At 42.8% G+C, this 2047-nt stretch carries 3 protein-coding genes; 2 read left to right on the top strand and 1 reads right to left on the bottom strand.

Features of this window, described 5'->3' with window-relative positions; genetic code table 11:
• Positions 1-37 precede the first annotated feature (37 nt).
• Both CAG68_RS06510 and CAG68_RS06505 read left to right on the top strand, forming a co-directional pair.
• Entirely contained in the window at positions 38-667 is a 630-nt protein-coding gene (locus CAG68_RS06510) for a LysE/ArgO family amino acid transporter (RefSeq protein ID WP_025998531.1), read from the top strand.
• A 26-nt stretch (positions 668-693) separates the two neighbouring features.
• The gene (locus tag CAG68_RS06505; protein WP_017633558.1) at positions 694-1176 is read left to right on the top strand and encodes a YbaK/EbsC family protein; all 483 of its coding nucleotides are present in this window, start codon (positions 694-696) and stop codon (positions 1174-1176) included.
• Positions 1177-1223: 47 nt separating this feature from the next.
• Here CAG68_RS06505 and mscS read toward each other — a convergent pair.
• On the bottom strand, positions 1224-2047 hold an 824-nt coding region (mscS, locus tag CAG68_RS06500), incomplete at its 5' end, for a small-conductance mechanosensitive channel MscS (RefSeq protein WP_161440937.1).

Raw genomic sequence — 2047 nt, 5'->3', positions numbered from 1 at the left:
CTGTAAATGTATTTGTTATTTTGAAGTGAGGTGAAGTGTGAGCTTGTGGGTTCTATTGCAAGGTTTTGGTTTAGGAGCATCAATGATCATTCCGATCGGGGCGCAAAATGCGTATGTTTTAAATCAAGGCATAAAGCGTAACCACCACCTAACAACCGCCACTATTTGTAGCGTGCTAGATATGATTTTCATCTCTCTAGGTATTTTTGGTGGTGGTGCAATTCTGTCTCAAAATGAAATCTTACTGACGTCGGTGACACTTGGTGGTATTGCTTTCTTGAGCTTCTATGGACTGCTCTCACTAAAAAGTGCTTTTAAGCCAGAGAGTGAATCGGAATCAAAAGGGGAGATCGTAGCTCGAGGTCGTCGAACGGTTATTCTAGGTGCGTTAGCCGTCACTGTGCTTAATCCGCACTTATATTTAGATACAGTCGTTATTCTAGGTTCGATCGGTGGACAATTTGAAGGCCATGATCGCATTGCTTTTGCACTAGGTACGATTATGGCTTCCTTTGTTTGGTTCTACACTTTATCGATAGGAGCCGCCAAACTAGGTCCAACACTCTCTAAACCAAAAGTGAAAAAAACCATCGACATTGCAATCGCAATGATGATGTTCACAATAGCGTATATCTTAGCGAGTGAGCTTATTGATAAGTATTGGTAATCATAAGGTAGTAAGGCAGCAAAGACATGGAGTCACTAAAACGTATTTATAACAACAATAGAGAGCGATTCAACGCGCTCTCTATTCCTTTTCGGGAATGGCAGCACGAAGCCATCTTAGACTTTGAGACAGATATACGCATTGCGAGAGAGCTTGGTTGGACGGGTACGCATACCAAAAGCCTCTTTTTAACACTCAAAGGACAAGGTTACGCGGTTTATCTGACAGATAAGGACTCGCGCCTCGATGCCAAGCAGATTAAAGCGATTACAGGTAAACGTCCCTCTATTTGTAATGACGATGAAATGGTCGAAGTGTTAGGTTGCGTACCCGGCGCGGTTTGCCCAATAGGCTTACCGGAATACATCACTATCATTGTTGATACCAATCTCTATCAACATCAAGAGTTGCTCTATACGCCTGGCTTACCTGAGTTCACATTTGGATTTGCAGGTAAACATCTAAAACGCCTCTTACTTGCTGGTCATCACACCCTTTACGAAGTATAAAAAAGCGAGGCCTATTGGCCTCGCTTTTGAATATCGACTGCTTTTGATTAAGCGTCGACTTTGTTCAGGTGAACATCCATTTGTGGGAATGGAATCTCGATACCATTTTCATCCAATGCTTCTTTAATACCTTGCATTGCATCAAAGTATACGCCCCAGTAATCTGCAGTTTTCACCCATGGACGAACCACAAAGTTAACTGAAGAGTCTGCTAACGTAAGTACACCAATTGTGATATCTGGGTCTTTCAAGATACGTGGATCTTTCTCTAGCGTCTCACGAATCACTTTCTTCGTTAGTTTAAGGTCAGCTTTGTATGAAACACCAATCACTAGGTCGACACGTCGTGTCGCATGGCGAGAGTAGTTAGTAATGGCACCGCCGATAACTGAAGAGTTAGGCACAACAACCATTTTGTTGTCTGGTGTTTTTAGAACGGTTTGGAAGATTTGAATTGCTTCAACACTACCCGCTACACCACCGATTTCTACGTAGTCGCCTGATTTGAATGGACGGAACGCAACAATAAGTACGCCTGCTGCAAAGTTTGATAGTGAACCTTGTAGTGCAAGACCAACAGCAAGACCTGCCGCACCAATCACAGCAACAACAGAAGCGGTTTGAACTCCTAATCGACCAAGAGCCGCGATTAGCACGATTACAAATAGCAAGTAACGAACAAGACCGTGAATAAATTCAACGACGGCCTTATCCATGTTTTTCTTTTCTAGTACTTTAGAAACACTACCAGCGACTGCCTTAACGATAAGATTACCGATAAACAGAATAAGCAGCGCAGAGATAATGTTCACACCGTACTGAACCAGTAGATCTGAATTGTTTGTCAGCCAAGTTTCAGCCTGAGTTAGAC

The organism is Vibrio sp. V42_P2S4T144 (assembly GCF_009904715.1).
GTDB lineage: Bacteria > Pseudomonadota > Gammaproteobacteria > Enterobacterales > Vibrionaceae > Vibrio > Vibrio alginolyticus.
Note: the sequence above shows the minus strand (reverse complement) of the source record. Positions and strands in the feature narration are given on the sequence as shown.

Bases quoted from the DNA above. Each gene is read 5' to 3' on its own strand.
- CAG68_RS06505 (WP_017633558.1), top strand. From the start codon at position 694: ATGGAGTCACTAAAACGTATTTATAACAACAATAGAGAGCGATTCAAC.